General features: G+C 52.1%; 1 pseudogene. It reads left to right on the top strand.

What is annotated here, in order from left to right:
• Positions 1–479, top strand: a pseudogene (phhA, locus tag R7F64_RS24455) (phenylalanine 4-monooxygenase); the annotation flags it as partial.
• Between the last annotated feature and the right edge of the window lie 30 nt (positions 480–509).

Raw genomic sequence — 509 nt, 5'->3', positions numbered from 1 at the left:
ATCGGGACGAGCTCGATTACCTGCAGGAGCCGGATATCTTTCACGAGATCTTTGGTCATTGCGCCATGCTGACCAATCCCGCCTTTGCTCACTTCACTCATCTCTATGGCCAGCTGGGGCAGAAGGCAAGCAAGGAGGAGCGGGTCTTTCTGGCGCGCCTTTACTGGTTCACTGTGGAGTTTGGCCTGATCGAAAGCCCGGCGGGGCTTAGGATCTACGGCGGCGGCATTCTCTCTTCCATCGGCGAGACCGCCTATGCCCTCTCGGGCCAGCCGCTGTTGCAACCCTTCGACCTGCTCGAGGTACTGCGCACTCCTTATCGCATCGATATCATGCAGCCTAAATACTATGTGATTGATGATTTCTCCCAGCTTTTCCAAATTAGCCAACTGAATTTATTGAAACAAGCGGATCTAGCGATAGATGCTGGATTGCTTCCACCACTTTTTGAACCTAAGGAACCTGCTCATGCTGAATGAACAAAAATGCGAAGCTTGTAGCTTTGATGC

It is taken from the genome of Vibrio sp. Vb1980, from assembly GCF_033338615.1.
GTDB classification, from domain to species: Bacteria; Pseudomonadota; Gammaproteobacteria; order Enterobacterales; family Vibrionaceae; genus Vibrio; species Vibrio alginolyticus.
Note: the sequence above shows the minus strand (reverse complement) of the source record. Positions and strands in the feature narration are given on the sequence as shown.